Here is a 19,656-nt window from a genome sequence, read left to right as displayed (position 1 = left end):
GCTTGAGTCGCCGTTGACCGGCCCGTACGACCGCGCGATTGTTCCCCCGGACCGGCCGCCGGACCGCCGGGCACCGGCCCGGTCCTCAAGGGAGGGAGCGTGCCGTGCAGGTACCCGCTTCGTTCGACTACCGGCGTGCGACGAGCGTGGCCGAGGCGCTGGAGCTGCTGCGGCGCTACGGCGAGGAGGCAAGGGTCGTGGCCGGCGGACACAGCCTGCTGCCCATGATGAAGCTGCGCCTCGCCGGACCCGAACTGCTCGTCGACATCAACGACCTGCACGAACTCGACCACATCGAGCAGGTCGGGAACGAGCTGCGCATCGGCGCGCTGACCCGGCACCGCTCCCTCCTGGAGTCGCCGCTGGTCGGCCGGTGCTTCCCCATCGTCCACGACGCGGAGAAGGTGATCGCCGATCCGCCGGTCCGCAACCGGGGCACGATCGGCGGCTCCCTGTGCCAGGCGGACCCGTCGGAGGACCTGTCCGCGGTGTGCGGGGCGCTGCACGCGCGGGTCGTGATCCGCGGGGAGGGCGGCGAACGGGTCGTGCCCATGGCCGACTTCCACCAGGGCCCTTACGAGACCGCGGTGGGCGTCGGCGAGATGCTGGTCCAGGTGCGGATCCCGGTCCTGCCGGGGGCGGGCAGCGCCTACGAGAAGGTCGAGCGCAAGTCGGGCGACTGGGCCGTCGCCGCCGCCGGGGTCACCCTGACCCTGCGCGAGGGGCGGATCGCCGACGCGGGCGTGGGTCTTGCGGCGGTGGGCGCGGGCGCGCTGAACCTCGACGCGGTCCAGGAGCTGCTGAACGGCGGCGAACCGTCCGAGGCACTGTACGAGGAGGCGGCCCGGCTGGCCTCCGCGAACTGTTCGCCGGTCACCGACGGCCGGGGCAGCGCCGAGTACAAACGGCATCTGGCCGGCGAACTCACCAGGCGGGCCCTGCGGCGGTCCGTCGCAAGGGCACGGACCGCCCAGGGCACCACAGGGGAGGCGTGAGACGTATGCGGATCACCGTCGACGTCAACGGTGAGGACCGGACCCGGGAGGTCGAACCCCGGCATCTGCTCGTGCGCTTCCTCCGCGACGACCTGGAGCTGACGGGCACGCACTGGGGCTGCGACACCAGCAACTGCGGCACCTGTGTGGTGCTGATGGACGGCGAGCCCGTGAAGAGCTGCACGGTCCTCGCGGTGATGGCGGCCGGTCATGAGATCCGTACCGTCGAGGACCTGGCGGACGGCGACCGGCTCGACCCCGTGCAGCAGGGGTTCATCGAACAGCACGGTCTGCAGTGCGGGTTCTGCACGCCGGGCATGATGCTGACCGGCCGGGCGCTCCTGGACCGTAATCCGGACCCGTCCGACCAGGAGATCCGTGAGGCCATCTCCGGCCAGCTGTGCCGGTGCACGGGCTATCTGAACATCGTCAGGTCCATCCGGTGGGCGGCCAGGGAACAGGCCGCCGGCGCCGCCCCGGAAGCCACGGCCCCGGCAACAGAAACAGCAACAGCAACAGCAACAGCAACGGGGAGCCAGGCATGACCGCCGTCGACGAACCCCCGGTGACACCGCAGGAGCCGGCACAGGGACAGGCGCCCGAACGGCCCATCGGCTTCGGCCGGATGAAGCGCAAGGAGGACCCCCGCTTCGTCCGCGGCAGGGGCCGCTATGTCGACGACATCCAGCTGCCCGGCATGCTGCACGGCGCGGTCCTGCGCAGCCCGTTCGCACACGCCCGCATCCTCTCCGTGGACACCTCCGCCGCCGAGGCGCACCCCAAGGTCACAGCGGTGATCACCGGCGAGACCCTGGCCGGTCTGGGGCTCGCCTGGATGCCGACCCTGTCGATGGACACGCAGGCCGTGCTCGCCACCGACAAGGTCCGTTTCCAGGGCCAGGAGGTCGCGTTCGTCGTCGCCGAGGACCACTACGCGGCGCGCGACGCTATCGAGCTGATCGACGTCGAGTACGAGCCGCTGGACCCGGTCGTCAACGCCCGGCACGCCCTCGCCGCCGAGGCTCCCGTGATCCGGGACGACCTGGAGGGGCGTACGGACAACCACGTCTTCGACTGGGAGGCGGGCGACAGCGCGGCCACCGAGGAGGTGTTCGCACGGGCCGACGTCGTCGTGGAGCAGACCATGCTCTATCCGCGGGTCCATCCCGCCCCGCTGGAGACCTGCGGCGCGGTCGCCTCGATGGACCCGGTGGACGGCAAGCTCACCCTCTACTCGACCACCCAGGCGCCGCACGCCCACCGCACGCTCTACGCGATGGTGGCGGGCATCCCCGAGCACAAGATCAGGGTCGTGGCCCCCGACATCGGCGGCGGTTTCGGCAACAAGGTCGGCATCTATCCGGGGTACGTCTGCGCGATCGTCGGATCGATCGTCACCGGGCGGCCGGTGAAGTGGATGGAGGACCGTTCCGAGAATCTGATGAGCACGTCCTTCGCCCGCGATTACCACATGGCCGGCGAGATCGCGGCGACGCGGGAGGGGAAGATCCTGGGCGTCCGGGTCAAGGTCCTCGCCGACCACGGCGCCTTCAACTCCACGGCGCAGCCCACCAAGTACCCGGCGGGTTTCTTCCACATCTTCACCGGCTCGTACGACATCGAGGCCGCCCACTGCCGGGTGACGGGTGTCTACACCAACAAGGCTCCCGGCGGTGTCGCGTACGCCTGCTCGTTCCGCGTCACCGAGGCGGTCTATCTCATCGAGCGCCTGGTGGACTGCCTGGCCGACGAACTGGGCTCCGATCCGGCCGAGTTGAGGATGCGCAATCTGCTGCGGCCGGAGCAGTTCCCGTACGAGAACAAGACCGGCTGGACGTACGACTCCGGTGACTACCCCGCCTGTCTGCGCAAGGCCATGGATCTCGCGGGGTACGAGGAGCTGCGCAAGGAGCAGAGCGAGAAGCGGGCCCGGGGCGAACTCATGGGCGTCGGGCTGTCGTTCTTCACCGAGACGGTCGGCGCCGGGCCCCGCAAGCACATGGACATCCTCGGTCTCGGCATGGCGGACGGCTGCGAGCTGCGCGTCCATCCGACGGGCAAGGCGGTCGTGCGGCTGAGCGTGCAGACGCAAGGGCAGGGCCACGAGACGACGTTCGCGCAGATCGTCGCGGAGGAACTGGGCATCCCGCCCGAGGACATCGACGTCGTGCACGGCGACACCGACCAGACGCCCTTCGGACTCGGCACGTACGGCAGCCGCTCCACGCCGGTGTCGGGGGCCGCGGCGGCCGTGGTGGCGCGCAAGGTGCGGGACAAGGCGCGGATCGTCGCGGGCGCGATGCTGGAGGTCTCCCCGGACGATCTCTCCTGGACGAAGGGCCGTTGGTCGGTCAAGGGTGATCCCGCGATGACGAGGACCATCCAGGAGATCGCGCTCGCGGCGCACGGTTCGCTGGAGCTGCCGGACGGCGTGGAGGGCCATCTGGAGGCGACGACCGTCTACAACCCGCCCAACATGACGTACCCGTTCGGCGCGTACGTCTGCGTCGTCGACGTCGATCCCGGTACGGGCTCGGTGAAGGTGCGGCGGTTCGTGGCGGTGGACGACTGCGGGACCCGCATCAACCCGATGATCATCGAGGGGCAGGTGCACGGCGGTCTCGCCGACGGCATCGGCATGGCGCTGATGGAGATCATCGGTTTCGACGAGGACGGCAACTGTCTCTCCGGGTCCTTCATGGACTATCTGCTGCCGACCGCGCTGGAGGTGCCCGCCTGGGAGCTGGACCACACCGTCACGCCGTCCCCGCACCATCCGTTCGGGGCGAAGGGCATCGGCGAGTCCGCGACCGTCGGTTCACCGCCGGCCGTCGTCAACGCGGTCCTCGACGCCATCGGCGTGCGCCATGCCGACATGCCGCTGACGCCGAGCCGGGTGTGGCAGGCGCTGCAGGGCGGCGAGGTGGAGGCACCGCAATGAGCCGCGTCGTCCCCGTCCTGCCTGTCCCGCCCGTCGTACCGCCGCGGGCCGGGCCGCTCGAAGCGCGTATGGCCGAACTGGCCGGCCGGCGGGTGCCGTTCGTGAAGGCCACCGTCGTACGTGCCCGCCGTCCGGCGAGCGCGCGCCCCGGCGACACCGCGCTGGTCCTCGCCGACGGCAGGATCGAGGGTTTCGTCGGTGGGGTCTGCGCGGAGGCCACGGTACGGGTCCAGGCCCTGCGGACCCTGCGTGACGGCGAGTCCCTGCTGCTGCGCATCTCGCCGGAGGAGACGGCCGACGGCACCGGGGAACCGGTCGTCGAGGAGGGCGCGGTCAGCGTCTGCAACCCGTGTCTGTCCGGCGGTGAACTGGAGATCTTCCTCGAACCGCTGCGGCCCGCGCCCCGCGTGCTGGTGCTCGGCGAGTCCCCCATCGCGCGGACCCTGCTCGACTTCGGCCCGGCGCTCGGTTACGCGATCTCGTCGGTGTCCGGTGCCGACGCGCTCGGCACCCCGGGCGCCGAGACTCTGACCGGGACCCATGCCGTGGTGATCGCCTCGCACGGCCGCGACGAGGAACGGGCCCTGCTGTCGGCGGTACGGGCCGGGGTGCCGTACGTGGGTCTGGTCGCCAGTCCCCGGCGCGGGGCGGCGGTGCTGGCCGGGCTCGCCCACGAGCTGGACGAGGAGCAGCGGGCCCGCGTCCGCACTCCGGCGGGCCTGTGGATCGGAGCCCGTACGCCGGGCGAGATCGCGCTGTCGATCCTGGCGGAGGTGGTCCAGACGGTCCGCTCGCCGACGACTGAGGCGGTAGTGACGGAAGGGGCGGCAGAGGCCACGGTGGCCGGCCCGGGGACGGTGACGGCCACCGACCCGGTCTGCGGCATGGAGGTCGCGGGGTCGGCGGCCACCACCCCGTACTCGGACGCGGGCGGCGCGGGCAGGCAGTGGTTCTGCTGCCCCTCCTGCCGGGAGGCGTACGAGAAGGACCCCATGCGTCACACGCGGGCGCGGGCGGCGGACACGGAGGCCGGGGCTCCGTGAGCGAGTACGTCGAGCGCGCTCTCCCGGGGGTCGGGAGTCTGCGCGCCGCGCTGGACGCCCTGGGCTATCTCGCCGACGACGGCCTGGTCACCGCCCTCTTCCTGGCACTGCGCCTGCCCCAGCCGCTGCTGCTTGAGGGCGAGGCGGGCGTCGGCAAGACCGAGGCCGCCAAGTCGGTGGCCGCCGTCCTGGGCAGCCCGCTGATCCGGCTGCAGTGCTACGACGGCCTGGACACGGCCGAGGCGCTGTACGAGTGGAACCATCCCCGCCAGTTGCTCGGCATCCGGCTCGCCGAGGCGCGGCACGAACAGATCGGCGAGGACGACCTGTTCAGCGAGGCGTATCTGCTGCGCCGGCCGGTGCTCGCCGCGCTCAGCCATCCCGGCCCCGCGCCCGCCGTCCTGCTCATCGACGAGATCGACCGCGCCGACGACGACTTCGAGGCGTTCCTGCTGGAGGTGCTCTCCGAGGCCGCCGTCACCATTCCCGAGCTGGGGACCGTGCGGGCCGCGGTGCCGCCCGTCGTGCTGCTCACCTCCAACCGCACGCGGGACCTCCACGACGCGCTGAAACGCCGGTGCCTGTACCACTGGATCGACTATCCGGAGACCGAGCGGCTCATCGAGATCGTGCGCCGCCGGGTGCCCGGCACGTCACGCGAGCTGGCGGTCGCGGTGGCGGCGGCCGTACGGCGGCTGCGGGCGCTGGAGCTGCAGAAGGCGCCGGGCATCGCCGAGACCATCGACTGGATCTCCGCGCTGAAGCTGCTCGGTGTGGACGTCCTGGACGCGCCGACCGCCGGAAGCACCCTCGGCTCGCTGCTCAAGTACCGGGAGGACCAGGAGTCGGTGCGCGAGCGTGGTCTGGACTGGCTGGTCGCGGGCCGCCGGTCGTGACGGCGGTGGAGGTTCCGCTCTTCGACCGGGCCGAGTTCGGCGTCCGGCTGGGCGCGGAACTGCGCCGCGCCGGGGTGGCGGTGACGCCGGAGCGGTCGGTGCGGTTCCTGGATGCCCTGCGTCTGCTGCCGCCGGTGGACCGGGCGGCGCTGTACTGGGCGGCGCGGCTGGCCTTCGTGACGGGGCGCGAGCAGACCGGTCCGTTCGACCGGGTCTTCGACACCGTCTTCGGGGGTCTGCCGCGTTCGGTGTCGCTGTCCGTGCGCCAGGACCGCGGGCGGCCCCTGCCGGGGGCGGGCGTCGAGCCCGATCCCGTGGGCGGGCGGGCTCCGGTGCCGCCCGGGGCCGGTCCTGACGCCGTCGCCGCGCCGCTGCCGGGCGGCGCCCTCGACGCGGTGCAGCACCGCGCGCGGAGACCGGGCCGGGACCGGCGGACCGAGGCACTGCCCTCCGTGGGCAGCGCGGCCGAGGTTCTCGGACACAAGGACTTCGCCGCTCTCGACGCCGGTGAACTGGCCGAGGTGGAGCGGCTGCTCGCCCTGTTGGTGCTGCGGACGCCGTTGCGCCGCGGTCGCCGCCAGGAGACCGGCGGACGGGGGCGGCGCATCGATCTGCGCCGCACCCTGCGCGCCGGACAGCGCACGGGGGGCGAGGTCCTGTCACTGGCTCGCAGCCGCGACCGGCTCAGGCGGCGACGGCTGGTGCTGCTGTGCGACGTCTCCCGCTCGATGGAGCCGTACACACGGGCCTACTTGCGGCTCTTTCCGCGCGCCGCGGCCGGGGGCGCGGCGGAGGCGTTCGTCTTCGCGACCCGGCTCACGCGGCTCACCCCGGTGCTGCGGCACACGGGTCCCTCCGGTGTGGACGCGGCGCTGCGCCGGGTGGGCGGCGCGGCCTGCGACTGGTCGGGCGGCACGCGGATCGGCCATGCACTGGCGGAGTTCAACAACCGGTACGGGCGCCGGGGCATGGCGCGCGGAGCGGTGGTGGTGGTCTTCTCCGACGGGTGGGAGGGCGAGGATCCCGGTGCGGTCGGGCGCGAGATGTCCCGTCTCGCGCGGCTCGCTCATCGGATCGTCTGGGTCAACCCGCGCAGGGCGGCGCCCGGTTACGCGCCGCGCACCGGCGGGATGGCCGCCGCCCTCCCCCACTGCGACGCGTTCGTGAGCGGGCACAGCCTCATGGCACTCACCGAGGTGATCGAGGCGATCGCGGACGACGGCAACCGGCGGGTCCGCCGGCGGTGAGCCGCGCCGCCGATGTCCCGCCGGGCCGGGCCTCCCCGGTTCCGTCCGGGCCTCCCCGCATCGCCCGGTTCAGGGTTTGCGTGCGACGCCGCCCAGCGCGATCACGTCGGTGGCGCGGGCCTCGCCCGTGTCGGGGCGCCAGTCGTCGATGGGGACCACACCGGGGGCGAGCAGTTCCAACCCCTCGAAGAATCCGGCCAGTTGCTGCGGGCTGCGCAGGTGGTACGGTGCCGCGCCGCTCTCGTTGTAGAGGCGGGTGGCCTCGGCGTTGCCCTTGTTGGTGTCCACGCTGTCGTTGAACGCGAAGTAGCTGCCGGAGGGGAGCGCCGCCATCAGCGTGCCGACGATGCGGCGTGCTTCGTCGTAGTCGGCGATGTGTCCGCTGACCTGCATCAGCGTCAGCGCGACCGGCCGTGAGAGGTCCAGGGTCCTCGACGCTTCCCGCAGGACGGTCGCGGGGTCGTGCAGGTCGGCGTCGACGTAGTCCGTCGCGCCTTCCGGCGTGCTGGTCAGCAGCACCCGGGCATGGGTGAGGACCAGGGGGTCGTTGTCCACGTAGACGACGCGGGCCTCGGGGGCCACGCGCTGGGCGATCTCGTGGGTGTTGTCGACGGTCGGCAGTCCGGTGCCGATGTCGAGGAACTGCCGGATTCCCGCCTCGCCGGCCAGATGGCGCACGGCCCGGCCGAGGAAGGCACGTGAGCCGCGGGCGAGGTCGGTGATGCCTGAGAAGACCTGGCGGAACGCGTCGCCCGCCGCGTGGTCGACGGGGTAGTTGTCCTTGCCGCCCAGCCAGTAGTTCCAGATCCGGGCCGAGTGCGGCACCGTGGAGTCGATCTTCGCCAACGCCGCTTCGTCGGGAGCGGACGGGTCCTGGGTCACCGGCAACCTCCTTGAGGACAAGCTTCGTTGGTCGTGGAGTATGTCAGTGCTCCGGGCCCGGCGCGCCTGTCCCGTACGGCAGGTCGTCGATCGGCAGGTGTCCCTCGATCAGTGCCAGGCCGAGCGGGGTCAGCGTGTGCCGTGCGCTGTCGGCGCCCCGGTGCGTGGCGATCAGACCGGTGCTCCGCAGGACGGCGGTGTGCTCGCCCGCCGACACGGGTGACATGCCGAGCCGCCGCGCGATGTCCGCGCCCGTCGTTCCGCCGGACAGGGCGATCTCCTCCAGCACGGACGCCCGGGTTCGTCCAAGCAGCCGGGCCAGCGCCGACCGGCCCGGTCGTTCGGTTCCCGTGAGCAGGTGCAGGCCGCGGTTGGCCGGATAGACGAGGACCGGTGTCAGCTCCTCGTCGAGCAGGGTGATGGGCCTTCGCCAGCAGAAGTACGAGGGAACCAGCCGCAGTCCCCTGCCCCGGAGACGCAGCTCCTGGTGGAGGGGGTAGTCCACCGTCAGCACCGGGGCCTCCCAGCGGACCAGGGGGCCGAGGCCGCCGAGCAGTCTCTCGGCTCCGCCGTCCAGGAAGTCGCGGGCGCGCAGGCTTCGTTCGGCCTCGGTCACCGCGCGGATGCGGTCCCAGCGGCGGGCGAGCACACGGTCGTGGTAGCGGTTCAGGGCGCTGCCGAGCCGATCCATCGTCTCGGTGTCGCCCTCCGCCATCAGCCGCGTCCAGGACGGTGTCCGGCGCCGGACGGCGAACTGGGCGAGGTCGGCACGCAGCCGCCTGCGGCCGGTACGGACCACGGCGTCCACGGCGGAGCGCACGTCGGGGGCACCGGCGGGGGTGAGGAAGTCGGGCGAGTACCCGCGGGGTGGCGCCAGCGCGAGCAGCATGCGCGTCGAGGAGTCGACGCGGGTCAGCGTCTCGGACCGCCAGGGGCCGAAGACCACGTGGTCGGGCGGGCCTCCCAGGGCATGGAGGCTCAGCAGGATCTCCCAGGCCGGGTCCGGGTCCTGGGCGATACGGATCCGGCTGAGATCCGCCGTGGAGAAATGTATGTGGAGCACGGATGATCCCCCCGAGTCACGGAGCTCCTGACGCAGGAGCAGGATCTCACGGCCGCCGCGCCGGCCCGGGGCTCCGGTCGCGCACGGTCCGATCACGAACTCAATGAACGTAATGATCAAGCCATGGGTTTTCGCCGCGCCGCTCCTTAGCATCGGCCCCGCCGCGCAACGGTGCGCCGCCGAGGAGAGGGAGAGCACGTCATGGACAGGACGAGGCCGCGTACGTCGGAGATCCAGGGCGGGTCCGGTTTCCTGCGGCGCCGCAGGGCGGCGGTCGCCGCGGGCATCGCGGGCATCCTCCTCGGTACCCTCTCCGGGCCGGCCTCCGCGGCGACGGCCACGACCGCGACCGCTCCGGCGGCCGTGGAGTGTCCGGCGAACCTCGCCGGCAAGGCCACCTGCTACACCGGCCGGGACGCCGACGGCGCCTACTACGCGATGGCCGTCCCGAAGAACTGGAACAGATCCCTCGTCGTGCACGCGCACGGCGGCCCCGACCTCGGCGCGGAGTCCGACCCGGAGCGCAGCACGGGTGACCTGGAGCGCTGGTCGGTGATGGTGGACGAGGGTTACGCGTGGGCCGGCTCGTCGTACCGTCGCGGTGGGTACGGGACCCGGATGGCCGCCGCCGACACGGAGAAGGTGCGCCGGCTGTTCGTCGAGGAGTTCGGCACGCCGAAGCGGACGTATGTGCACGGTCAGTCCTGGGGCGGCGATGTCGCCGCGAAGGTCGTGGAGACCTACGGTGCCGGGAAGCACGGCCCCTACGACGGGGCGCTGCTGACCAACGGCGTCCTCGGCGGCGGGTCGCGCGGGTACGACTACCGCGTGGATCTGCGCGTGGTCTACCAGTACTACTGCCAGAACCATCCCCGTCCCACCGAGGTCCAGTACCCGCTGTGGGAGGGGTTGCGGGAGGGCTCGACCATGACGTCCGCCGGGCTCGGCGCGCGGCTGCAGGAGTGCACGGGTTTCGAGTCCGCGCCGCAGGACCGGACCGCCGCGCAGCAGCGCAATCTGGACGACATCCTCGGTGTCACGGGAGTGCCCGAGCGCACGCTGGAGTCGCATCTGCGGTTCGCCACGTTCACCTTCCGCGACATCGTGCACAACCGGCTCGGCGGCCGCAATCCGTTCAGCAACCAGGGTGTGCGCTACTCCGGGTCCCACGACGACAAGGCGCTCAACGCGGGCGTCGAGCGCTTCTCCGCCGACCCCACCGCCGTGCGCGACCTCTCGTACGACAGTGACCTGACGGGCAAGGTCGGCATCCCGGTGCTCACGCTCCACGCGATCGACGATCCGACGGCGTTCGTCGAGCACGAGTCGGCGTACCGGGACAGTCTCCGGGGCGCGAGCCGGGACCGGTACCTCGTGCAGACGTTCTCGCGGGAGAGCGAGCACAGCGGGCTGAGCGACTCCGAGTACGCCACCTCGATCTCCGCGCTGGACTCCTGGGTGCGCACCGGCAGGAAACCGACGCCGAAGTCGGTCGCCGCGTCCTGCCCCGCCTTCGACGCCGACCACGGCACCGGCTGCTTCTACGACCCGGACTTCCGGCCCGGTTCGTACGCCTCGAAGGTCAACGCCCGTCCGGGCGGCCTGCGTTGGCCGGCCATGACGTCCGGCCAGGAGAGGACCTGGAGCCGGATCGACGGTGTGGGCATCGCTCCCTGAGAACCCGCCCGCCCCGTACGCCCTGCGCGTCCGCCCGCCGCGGCCCCCGGTCAGCTGTGATCGCCCTCCGGATCCACATGGGGCATGATCCGGTCGAGCCATCCGGGGGTCCACCAGGCATGCCGGCCGAGCAGGGTCATGACCGCGGGGACGAGGAGCAGGCGTACGACGGTCGCGTCGATCAGGACGCTCACCGCGAGGCCGAGTCCGAGCATCTTGACGACGATGTTGTCGCTGACGATGAACGCGGCGAAGACGCTCACCATGATCAGGGCCGCGCAGGTGATGACACGGGCGGTGATCTCCAGGGCATGGGCGACGCTCGCCTTCGCGTCACCGGTGTGCAGCCAGGCCTCGTGCACCCGGGACAGCAGGAAGATCTCGTAGTCCATGCTGAGGCCGAAGATGATGGCGAACATCATCATCGGTACGTAACTCTCGATGGGCACCTTTCCGTCCACGCCGAGGGCGGGGCCGCCCCAGCCCCACTGGAACACGGCGACGACCACGCCGTACGAGGCCGCGATCGACAGGACGTTGAGGACCGCGGCCTTGAGGGCGACCAGCAGGCCGCGGAAGACCATCAGGATGATCAGGAAGGCCAGGGCGACGACCACCGCGATGATCAGCGGGAGGCGTTCCGCGACGATGTCGCGGAAGTCGACCTGGGCTGCCGTGGTACCGGTGACATAGCCCTTGGCGTCGGTTCCCGAGACGGCCTGGGGCAGGGTCTCGTCGACCAGGCGGTTGGTGAGGCCGGTGGTGTCGGCGCTCTGCGGGGCCTGTTCCGAGTAGACGGTGGCGACCAGCACGTCTCCGTCCTGGGTGGCCGTGAGGGGGGTGGTCGTGGCGGCACCCGGCACATCGGTGAGTGACTTCTGCACCTGTGTCTTGAGCGACGACCGCTGGTCGGAGGGCACACCCGTCTGGTCGACGACGACGGTCAGCGGGCCGTTGGAGCCGGGTCCGAAGGCCTGCGCCATGATGTCGTAGGCCCGCCGGTCCGTGAACGACTTCGGGTCCGCGCCGTCCCCGATGTGACCCAGCTGGATCGAGAGCAGCGGTACGGCGAGGACGAGCACGGTGACGGTACCGCCCGCCAGGAACCACCAGGGCCGCCGTTGTACACGCCGGGCGTAGCGGTGCCAGGTGCCGTGGGCGGGGGCTCCCGGCTCCGCGTCCGTCTCCGCGACGGGGCGGCGCACCCGGTAGCGGTCGATGCGGTGACCGATGAGGCCCAGGAGGGCGGGTACGAGCGTCAGCGCGCCGACGACGGCCGAGACGACCGTCACGGCCGCGGCGACGCCCAGTTTTCCGATGAACGCGACGCCGGAGACCGACAGTCCGCCCAGGGCGACGATGACCGTGCAGCCGGAGACGAGTACCGCCCGGCCGCTCGTGGCGGTGGCCCGTCCCGCCGCCCGCACCGGATCGTCGCCGTCCATGAGGTTCTGCCGGTGCCGGGTGATGAGGAAGAGCGCGTAGTCGATGCCGACGCCGAGCCCGATCATGGTGGCCAGCGTCGGTGACACCGTGGCGAAGGTGAAGGCCGCGGCCAGCAGTCCCAGGCAGGCCAGCCCGCCGAGGGCGCTGATCAGGGCCGTCAGCAGCGGGATGCCCGCCGCGAGGACACTGCCGAAGCCGACGAGCAGGACCACGATCGCCACACCGAACCCGATCAGCTCGCTGACCCGGTCGTCGGGGGCGGGTCTGGCGAGTTCGCCGAGCGGTCCGCCGTACTCGACGTCGACTCCCGCCGCTCGCAGGGGTTCGACCGAGGCGTCCACGCCGTCGAGGTACGAGTCGCCGAGCGTGGACGGCTGTACGTCGAAGCGGACGGTGATGTATCCGGTCTTGCCGTCACCGGAGAGCGGGCCCACGTTCTGCTGCGGGGACTGCCCCGACGACGGCTGGGACGACGGGGCGGAGGACGGCTGGGACGACTGCTGGCTGGACTGCTGGCTCGACTGCTGGGAGTTCTGGGCCGTCAGCGGGTTCTGCACGGCCAGGACGTGCGGCAGTTTCTGCAGGTCGGTGACCGTCTGCCCCAGCTGCGAACTCACCGAGGTCAGCGATTGCTTGCCGTCGCGCAGCACGATCTGGCTGCTGTAGCCGCCCGCCGCCGGATCGTGCTGTCTCAGAACGTCCTGGCCCTGCTGCGACTGGACGCCGGAGAGGGAGAAGTCGTCCGAGTACTCCCCGCCGAACGACCGGTTCAGGACCTGCACGGCCGCGAGGACGACCAGCCAGACCACGATGACGATCACGAAATGCCGTGCACACCACTCCCCCAGCCTGCGCAGCCTCCCCGCCGCGTCCCGCCCCCCTCCTGAGCTGGACCCCGTCGATGACATACGCACTCCTACGACGTCATGTGTCGGACTCGTCCATTGAACAACGTCTCGATCACGCCGTCCTGCGGAAGCCTCGCGTGAAAACTCCACGCGGAAACGACGCTCGTACCGCGGTCCGCTGTTAGCGGTGCTTCCAATTCGCCGCACACCTCAACGTCGACCGAGGCCGTGACGCTGGTGCACGACGGCCAGGTGCATGACGCGGTCTACGCGCGAGCCGGCGAGGTCTTCGACGAGGCGCAGATCGCGGCTCTGATCCGGGCGGCCACCGTCATCAACGCGTACAACCGGATCGCGATCGTCACGCGGATGGTTCCGGGCGGTCATCAGCCGAAACCGGCCCGGTAGAAAATCCGACGGTCCTCGAAGGATCAGCGAATCCGCAGTTGGCTTTGCGCGCCGGGCCGAATTCGATCGGTCCGGCGCACACGCCTTTTCTGGGGAATTCCCGGTCAACCGGTCAGTCAGCCGGTAGGGGTTCCATACGGCTGTCCAGCCATTCCTGCCATTCCTTCGCGCGGGGAGCCGGGCCCGCTTCCATGGGCCGTCCCTCCCAGCCGACCACCGGACGGATTCCGTGCAGGGCGTTCACCAGCCACACCTCGCGGCCGGCCAGCTGGTCCAGGGTCCGTTCGCGGTGGGCCAGCTGGATCCCGCCGCGCAGGGCGTGCTCCTGGACGAGGCCCGTGGTGATGCCGGCCAGGATCGGCAGCTGCGGCGGAGGCAGGCACAGGACGTCGTCCTCCCACCACAGGACGCTGGAGGTGGCCGCCTCCAGCACCAGGCCTGACGGGGCGATCAGCACCGCCTCCTGCGCGCCCTGTCCGGCCGCCCGCTGCCGGACCCGGGCCAGGACGTCCAGGTCGGGTCCCTTGCGGCGCGGCACGGTACGCGGGTCGGGCTGGCCCGCCGCCCACACCCGCACCTCCGGGGCGAGGGGCGGGGCGTGCCTCAGGAGCAGTCTCAGCTGGAGGGAGCCGGCCACCAGCTCGACGCGCGGGAACCAGGATCCCGTGCGGGGCAGCGCCGCCGTCATGTCCCGCCAGAACTCGGTCAGTTGGTGGAGAGATGGCCCTCCGCAGTCGCCGCAGGCCCGCAGGAACCGCTCCCGGTGCCGGTCGAGGCCGCGCACCTGTCCGTCCCTGAGCAGCCAGGAGTCCGCGACCAGCAGCTGTGTGTCGGCCGCGAGACCCGCGATCAGCCCGTGGCCGGGCACCCACGCCAACAGTCCTTCTGCGGTTGCCGGTTGTGTCATCAAAGAATCTCTCCTCTCAGTACATCCGTCAGTACGTCCGCCGACGCGTCCGGATTCATCCCGGGCGCGTCCGCATGATCAGTACTTCCGGCCGGCACTCGCCGGTGAGCCGTGTCCGGGGCCGTAAGGAGCATGCTCCAGCCAGGTCCCGCACCACGGCAGTACGGGGCGCGGGCCGCCCCGGCCGTCTCACTTGTTCGCCGCGTCGTCCCTCTTCTTCGCGGTGGCCTGCACCACGGTTCCCTCCGGCGAGGACGGCGGTGGCGGTGCGGCGTCCTGCGCGTTCGCGGTCCGGTTCCGCGGTGAGCTCTACACGCGGGTGCAGCACGCGGACTTCACCGTGAGCGACGAGCTGGGCAGCAGCCGGCGGACCCTGTGCGAGGACACAGGCGAGGGGTCGTCGGCCGGCACGGCCGGTAACGGAGACGTACGCGACCTACCGGATCGAGGAGCTGAACCCGGGCACGGCCGTCGCCGTGCGGGACACACCCGCCGACACCGGCCGTCGGGACAGACTCGACCTCTACGTGCTGCAGCTCGACGGCGGGCCGCCGGACGAGGCGAAGAAGTTCCTCGACGAAGAGCGGTAGAGGCCTCACGGCGGCCCGTCGCCCGAGAGGTGCCCGGCCTACCGCGAGCGCGGCACCCCCACGCTGTCCCGCACCACGAGCCGGGTCGGGACCAGCGTCGTGCCGTGCTCCGGGGTGTCCTGGCCCATCTGCCGCAGCACACCCTCGACACAGCGCCGCCCCACCTCGGCGAAGTCCTGGTGGACGGTGGTGAGGGGCGGCAGGAAGGAGCCGGCCTCGGGGATGTCGTCGAAGCCGATGACGCTGACGTCGTCGGGCACGTACCGGCCGCGCTCGTGCAGTGCCCGCAGCAGGCCCAGCGCCATCTGGTCGTTGGCGGCGAACACCGCGGTGCAGTCCGGCTGTTCGGCCAGTTCGAGGCCGGCCCGGTAGCCGGACTCGGCCGACCAGTCGCCCCGTACCAGCGGGGGCGTGGCGCGGCCCGCCCCGGTGAGTTCCGCGCGCCAGGCGTCGGCCCTGCGCTGGGCCGCGAAGGACTCCTCGGGGCCCGCCAGGTGCCAGACCGTCTCATGGCCGAGGCCGAGCAGATACCGCACGGCGTCCCTGCTGCCGCCCGCCTGGTCGGTGTCGACGACGGTGTACCGGTCTCCGGCGTCCGAGTCCGCGACCACGACCTTGATGTGGGGCGGCAGGGAGAGGGTCACCGCGTCGAGGAGGTGGACCTCCAGGATGACGATGACGGCGTCGACGGCCAGCTCCCCCAGCCGGGAGAACGCGCCGCGCACCTCGTCCTGGGTGGGCACGGCGACGGGCAGCAGCGTCACGGCGTAGCCCTCGTGCGCGGCGGAGGTGGCGATCGCCTCCAGGGTGCGGACGTTACCGGTGGTGGAAAGGCCGAAAGTGATCACACCTATGGTGCGGAACTCGCCACGCTTGAGCGCGCGGGCGGCGCTGTTGGGCCGGTAGCCCAGCTCGCGCATGGCTTCCAGCACCTGCTGGCGCGTCTCCTCGTTCACACCCGCGTAACCGTTGGAGACACGCGAGACGGTCTGCGAGGAGACGCCCGCCAGCCGGGCCACGTCCGCCATCGAGGCGCTCGCCGTCCGGCGGGAAGCCCGTTTCCTGGTGCGCGCCGCGGCCTGCGGTCTGCTCGCCGAGGCGCTGTCCGCTGTGTCCACCCGTCCCCCTCGTCGTTCCGAACCGTAGTTTCCTCAAATGACCCTTGACCACCGTCAACGGGGCAGTGTAGACATGCCGCCATCAGATGTTTACGTAAACATAACAGGCCACGGGCCTTTGAGGGCCTTCGTGTTTACGCAAACATCATCGGCGCAGGACGCCGGGTTTTCGCGAGAGGGACGAGCGAGGAACGACATGACGACGCTACAACCGCCGGCGGCCGCCAAGCCGCGCAAGTCACGGCCTCCGGCACAAGGTGACCGCCGCTCCTGGACGGGGTGGGGTTTCATCGGCCCCTTCGTGGCCGTGTTCACCCTCGTCTTCCTGGCACCGATCGCGTACTCGATCTATCTGAGCCTGTTCCGGGACCAGTTGATCGGCGGCACCCAGTTCGTCGGCTTCGACAACTACCAGCAGGCGCTGCAGGACGAACGGTTCTGGGACTCGCTCGCACGGGTCTCGCTCTTCCTCGCCGTCCAGGTGCCGATCATGCTCTTCATCGGCCTGCTGATCGCCCTCGCGCTGGACAGCGGCCGTCTCTACGGCACGGACTTCTTCCGCATCACGATCTTCCTGCCGTACGCCGTGCCCGCCGTGGTCGCCACCCTCATGTGGGGCTTCATGTACGGCACCAAGTACGGGCTGGTGGGTGACATCAACAGCGCGTTCGGGGTCACCCTGCCCGACCCGCTCTCCAGCGATCTGGTGCTGGCCTCCATCGGCAACATCGTGACCTGGGAGTTCATCGGCTACAACATGCTGATCTTCTACTCCGCGCTGAAGGTCATCCCGAACTCGCTGTACGAGGCCGCGGAGATCGACGGCGCCGGACAGTTCCGGGTCATCACCGCCATCAAACTCCCCGCCATCCGCGGCGCCCTCGTGATCGCGACGATCTTCTCGATCATCGGCAGCTTCCAGCTCTTCAACGAGCCGAGCATCCTGCGGCCGCTGGCGCGCAACGCCATCACGACCGACTTCACGCCGAACTTCTACACCTACTCGCTGTCCTTCAACGGCCAGCAGCACAACTACTCCGCGGCGGTCGCCATCATCATGGGGCTGATCACCATGGTCATCGCCTATGTCGTGCAGCTTCGCGGCATGCGCAAGGGAGCGTGACCAGCAATGAGCAGCATGAGCGGCACGAGCAGTTCCGCCACCTCCGCCTCCCCGTCCGCGTCCGTTCCGGCCACCGGTACGACCAAGGGTGTGCCCCGGCTGCGCAAGCGCCGTGAGCGCTCCGCCGGACGCCCGAAGCGCAGCGTCCTGCTGACCGTGCTGACCGGCCTGATCCTGGTCTACACCGTGGTGCCCCTGATCTGGCTGGTCATCAGCGCGACCAAGACCCAGGAAGGGCTCGCCGACTCGTCCGGACTGTGGTTCGCCGACGACTTCGCCCTCTGGTCCAACATCCACGACACGTTCACCTACCACGACGGCATCTTCGTCCGCTGGCTGCTGAACACGCTGCTGTACGTGGGACTCGGGGCCGGCGGTGCCACCTTCCTGGCGATCCTGGGCGGTTACGCACTGGCCAAGTTCAACTTCCCCGGCAAGCGCGGTGTGTTCGCCGTGGTCATCGGTGCCGTCGCCGTGCCGGGCACCGCGCTCGCGGTGCCGACCTTCCTGATGTTCAGCAAGATGGGACTGACCGACACCCCGTGGGCGGTCATCATCCCCTCGCTGGTCTCGCCCTTCGGTCTGTATCTGATGTGGGTCTTCGCCACCGAGGCGATCCCCGTCGAACTGCTGGAGGCCGCCCGGATCGACGGGGCGGGCGAGGCGCGCACCTTCTTCACGGTCGCCCTGCCGCTGCTCGCTCCCGGCATCGTGACCGTCCTGCTCTTCACCACGGTCGCGACCTGGAACAACTACTTCCTGCCGCTGATCATGCTGAAGGACCCGGACTGGTACCCGCTGACCCTGGGTCTGGACGCCTGGAACAACCAGGCGCAGACCATCGGCGGCGACGTGATCTTCAACCTGGTGATCACCGGTTCACTGCTCACCATCGTGCCGCTGATCGCCGCGTTCCTGCTGCTGCAGAAGTACTGGCAGTCCGGCCTCGCCGCCGGAAGCGTCAAGGAATGACGCGCCCACAGGCCCCCCTCAGCCCCACCTCCACCCTCACCCTGTCCCACCCACGAAGAAGTGGAAGCATCTCCATGCGCAGAACGACCAGCCGCCTGATGCGCGGCCTCGCCGTCCTCTCCGTCCTCGCCCTGGGCGCGACCGCCTGCGGTGGCTCCGACGACGACAGCTCCGGCTCGAAGCCGGTGTCCTCGGGTGACATCCAGGCGGCCCTCAAGAAGGGCGGCTCGGTCACGGTCTGGGCCTGGGAGCCCACGCTGAAGACGGTCGCCGCCGACTTCCAGAAGAAGTACCCCAAGGTCAAGATCAACCTCGTCGCCGAGCGGTCGGGCGACAAGCACTACACCGCGCTGTCGAACGCCATCTCGGCCGAGAAGGGCGTTCCGGACGTCGCGCAGGTCGAGTACTTCGCGCTCGGGCAGTACGCCCTCACCAAGGGTCTCAGCGACCAGGCCCCCTACGGCGCCGACAAGCTGAAGTCCAAGTACACCGCCGGCCCGTGGAACGCCGTGACCCAGGGCAGTGACAAGGTCTGGGGCCTGCCCATGGACTCGGGCCCCATGGCGCTTTACTACAACAAGAAGGTCTTCGACAAGTACAAGATCGCGGTGCCGACCACCTGGGACGAGTACGTCGAGGCGGCCCGCAAGCTGCACAAGGCCGACCCGAAGGTCTACATCGCCAACGACGCCGGCGACGCGGGCTTCACCACCAGCATGCTGTGGCAGGCCGGTTCGCGCCCGTACAAGGTCGACGGCACCAAGGTGAGCGTCGACTTCTCCGACGCGGGCGCCAAGAAGTTCACCGACACCTGGCAGAAGCTGATCGACGAGAAGCTGGTCGCGCCGATCAACGGCTGGACCGACGACTGGTACAAGGGCCTGGGCGACGGCACCATCGCCACCCTCGCCAGCGGTGCCTGGATGCCCGCCAACTTCGTCACCGGCGTCCCGAACGCCGCCGGTGACTGGCGCGCGGCCCCCATGCCGGCCTGGACCAAGGGCGACAAGGCGAGCGCGGAGAACGGCGGCAGCTCGCTGACCCTGCCCGAGCTCGGCAAGAACAAGGAACTCGCCTACGCCTTCGTCGAGTACGCCAACTCCGGCGCCGGTGTGCAGAGCCGTGTCAAGGAGGGCGCCTTCCCGGCGACCAACGCGGAGCTCCAGGCCGACTCGTTCCTCAACACCGAGTTCGAGTACTTCGGCGGCCAGAAGGCCAACGAGATCTTCGCGGACTCCGCCGCCAACGTCGCCGACGACTGGTCGTACCTGCCCTTCCAGCAGTACGCCAACTCGATCTTCAACGACACCGTCGGCAAGGCCTACGTCGGCAACACCAAGCTCGCCGACGGCCTGAAGTCCTGGCAGGACGCCTCCGTCAAGTACGGCAAGGAGCAGGGCTTCACCGTCGAGTAGACGAGCCCAGCCCCCGACGCCTCCCCCAGGTCCTGCCGTGGCGGGACCCGCCCCCCGGGGCCCCACCGCGGGGGCCCCGGGAACC

15 protein-coding genes and 2 pseudogenes are annotated in these 19,656 nt (G+C 70.6%); 12 read left to right on the top strand and 5 right to left on the bottom strand.

Annotated features, from left to right (window positions below; genetic code table 11):
- Positions 1-104 precede the first annotated feature (104 nt).
- Genes ACFVH5_RS01130 through ACFVH5_RS01105 form a run of 6 tightly spaced genes read left to right on the top strand, consistent with a single transcriptional unit; the run spans position 105 to position 7,122 of the window.
- Positions 105-995 carry an FAD binding domain-containing protein gene (locus ACFVH5_RS01130; RefSeq protein ID WP_385831040.1) on the top strand — a complete coding sequence of 297 codons (891 nt, stop codon included), beginning with the start codon at positions 105-107 and terminating at the stop codon, positions 993-995.
- 5 nt (positions 996-1,000) lie between these two features.
- Complete coding sequence (locus ACFVH5_RS01125; protein ID WP_385831038.1) at positions 1,001-1,540, top strand: (2Fe-2S)-binding protein; 540 nt, start codon at positions 1,001-1,003, stop codon at positions 1,538-1,540.
- Positions 1,537-3,936, top strand: a complete 2,400-nt coding sequence (locus ACFVH5_RS01120) for an aerobic carbon-monoxide dehydrogenase large subunit (RefSeq protein ID WP_385831035.1) — start codon at positions 1,537-1,539, stop codon at positions 3,934-3,936. The genes ACFVH5_RS01125 and ACFVH5_RS01120 overlap by 4 nt, the downstream gene beginning before the upstream one ends.
- The gene (locus tag ACFVH5_RS01115) at positions 3,933-4,979 is read left to right on the top strand and encodes an XdhC family protein (protein ID WP_385831034.1); all 1,047 of its coding nucleotides are present in this window, start codon (positions 3,933-3,935) and stop codon (positions 4,977-4,979) included. Before ACFVH5_RS01120 ends, ACFVH5_RS01115 begins: the two co-directional genes overlap by 4 nt.
- Entirely contained in the window at positions 4,976-5,875 is a 900-nt protein-coding gene (locus ACFVH5_RS01110; RefSeq protein WP_385831032.1) for an AAA family ATPase, read from the top strand. Before ACFVH5_RS01115 ends, ACFVH5_RS01110 begins: the two co-directional genes overlap by 4 nt.
- Entirely contained in the window at positions 5,872-7,122 is a 1,251-nt protein-coding gene (locus tag ACFVH5_RS01105) for a VWA domain-containing protein (protein ID WP_385831031.1), read from the top strand. The genes ACFVH5_RS01110 and ACFVH5_RS01105 overlap by 4 nt, the downstream gene beginning before the upstream one ends.
- Before the next feature lie 69 nt (positions 7,123-7,191).
- Here the strand turns inward: ACFVH5_RS01105 and ACFVH5_RS01100 are convergent, their stop codons facing one another.
- Both ACFVH5_RS01100 and ACFVH5_RS01095 read right to left on the bottom strand, forming a co-directional pair.
- Entirely contained in the window at positions 7,192-8,004 is an 813-nt protein-coding gene (locus ACFVH5_RS01100; protein WP_385831029.1) for an SAM-dependent methyltransferase, read from the bottom strand.
- A gap of 43 nt (positions 8,005-8,047) precedes the next feature.
- Complete coding sequence (locus tag ACFVH5_RS01095; RefSeq protein WP_385831027.1) at positions 8,048-9,067, bottom strand: ArsR family transcriptional regulator; 1,020 nt, start codon at positions 9,065-9,067, stop codon at positions 8,048-8,050.
- A gap of 201 nt (positions 9,068-9,268) precedes the next feature.
- On the opposite strand from ACFVH5_RS01095, the gene ACFVH5_RS01090 reads away from it, so the two are divergent.
- Positions 9,269-10,744: a hypothetical protein gene (locus ACFVH5_RS01090; RefSeq protein WP_385831025.1), complete on the top strand. Its 1,476-nt coding sequence runs from the start codon at positions 9,269-9,271 to the stop codon at positions 10,742-10,744.
- A 50-nt stretch (positions 10,745-10,794) separates the two neighbouring features.
- Here ACFVH5_RS01090 and ACFVH5_RS01085 read toward each other — a convergent pair whose 3' ends face one another.
- On the bottom strand, positions 10,795-13,098 hold the full coding sequence (locus ACFVH5_RS01085) for an MMPL family transporter (protein WP_385831023.1): 2,304 nt from the start codon (positions 13,096-13,098) through the stop codon (positions 10,795-10,797).
- A gap of 159 nt (positions 13,099-13,257) precedes the next feature.
- On the opposite strand from ACFVH5_RS01085, the pseudogene ACFVH5_RS01080 reads away from it, so the two are divergent.
- Positions 13,258-13,446 (top strand): annotated as a pseudogene (locus tag ACFVH5_RS01080) (carboxymuconolactone decarboxylase family protein); the annotation flags it as partial.
- Positions 13,447-13,558: 112 nt separating this feature from the next.
- On the opposite strand, the gene ACFVH5_RS01075 reads toward ACFVH5_RS01080, so the two are convergent.
- Positions 13,559-14,353, bottom strand: coding sequence for an aminotransferase class IV (locus ACFVH5_RS01075; protein ID WP_385831020.1), 795 nt, complete (start codon positions 14,351-14,353; stop codon positions 13,559-13,561).
- Positions 14,354-14,576: 223 nt separating this feature from the next.
- Here ACFVH5_RS01075 and ACFVH5_RS01070 point away from each other — a divergent pair.
- A pseudogene (locus ACFVH5_RS01070) lies at positions 14,577-14,705 on the top strand (hypothetical protein); the annotation flags it as partial.
- A 276-nt stretch (positions 14,706-14,981) separates the two neighbouring features.
- On the opposite strand, the gene ACFVH5_RS01065 reads toward ACFVH5_RS01070, so the two are convergent.
- Entirely contained in the window at positions 14,982-16,061 is a 1,080-nt protein-coding gene (locus ACFVH5_RS01065) for a LacI family DNA-binding transcriptional regulator (protein ID WP_385831019.1), read from the bottom strand.
- 196 nt (positions 16,062-16,257) lie between these two features.
- On the opposite strand from ACFVH5_RS01065, the gene ACFVH5_RS01060 reads away from it, so the two are divergent.
- The 3 genes from ACFVH5_RS01060 to ACFVH5_RS01050 all read left to right on the top strand — a co-directional run bounded on the left by ACFVH5_RS01060 (position 16,258) and on the right by ACFVH5_RS01050 (position 19,571).
- A complete protein-coding gene (locus ACFVH5_RS01060) occupies positions 16,258-17,184 on the top strand; it encodes a carbohydrate ABC transporter permease (protein ID WP_384808289.1) in 927 nt (308 codons plus the stop codon).
- A 15-nt stretch (positions 17,185-17,199) separates the two neighbouring features.
- Positions 17,200-18,156, top strand: coding sequence for a carbohydrate ABC transporter permease (locus ACFVH5_RS01055; protein ID WP_385831291.1), 957 nt, complete (start codon positions 17,200-17,202; stop codon positions 18,154-18,156).
- Between the two features lie 74 nt (positions 18,157-18,230).
- On the top strand, positions 18,231-19,571 hold the full coding sequence (locus ACFVH5_RS01050; protein ID WP_385831018.1) for an ABC transporter substrate-binding protein: 1,341 nt from the start codon (positions 18,231-18,233) through the stop codon (positions 19,569-19,571).
- Positions 19,572-19,656: the final 85 nt, after the last annotated feature.

The organism is Streptomyces sp. NPDC127119, assembly GCF_042677425.1.
Taxonomy (GTDB): Bacteria; Actinomycetota; Actinomycetes; order Streptomycetales; family Streptomycetaceae; genus Streptomyces.
This window is presented reverse-complemented; position numbering and strand designations above follow the sequence as displayed.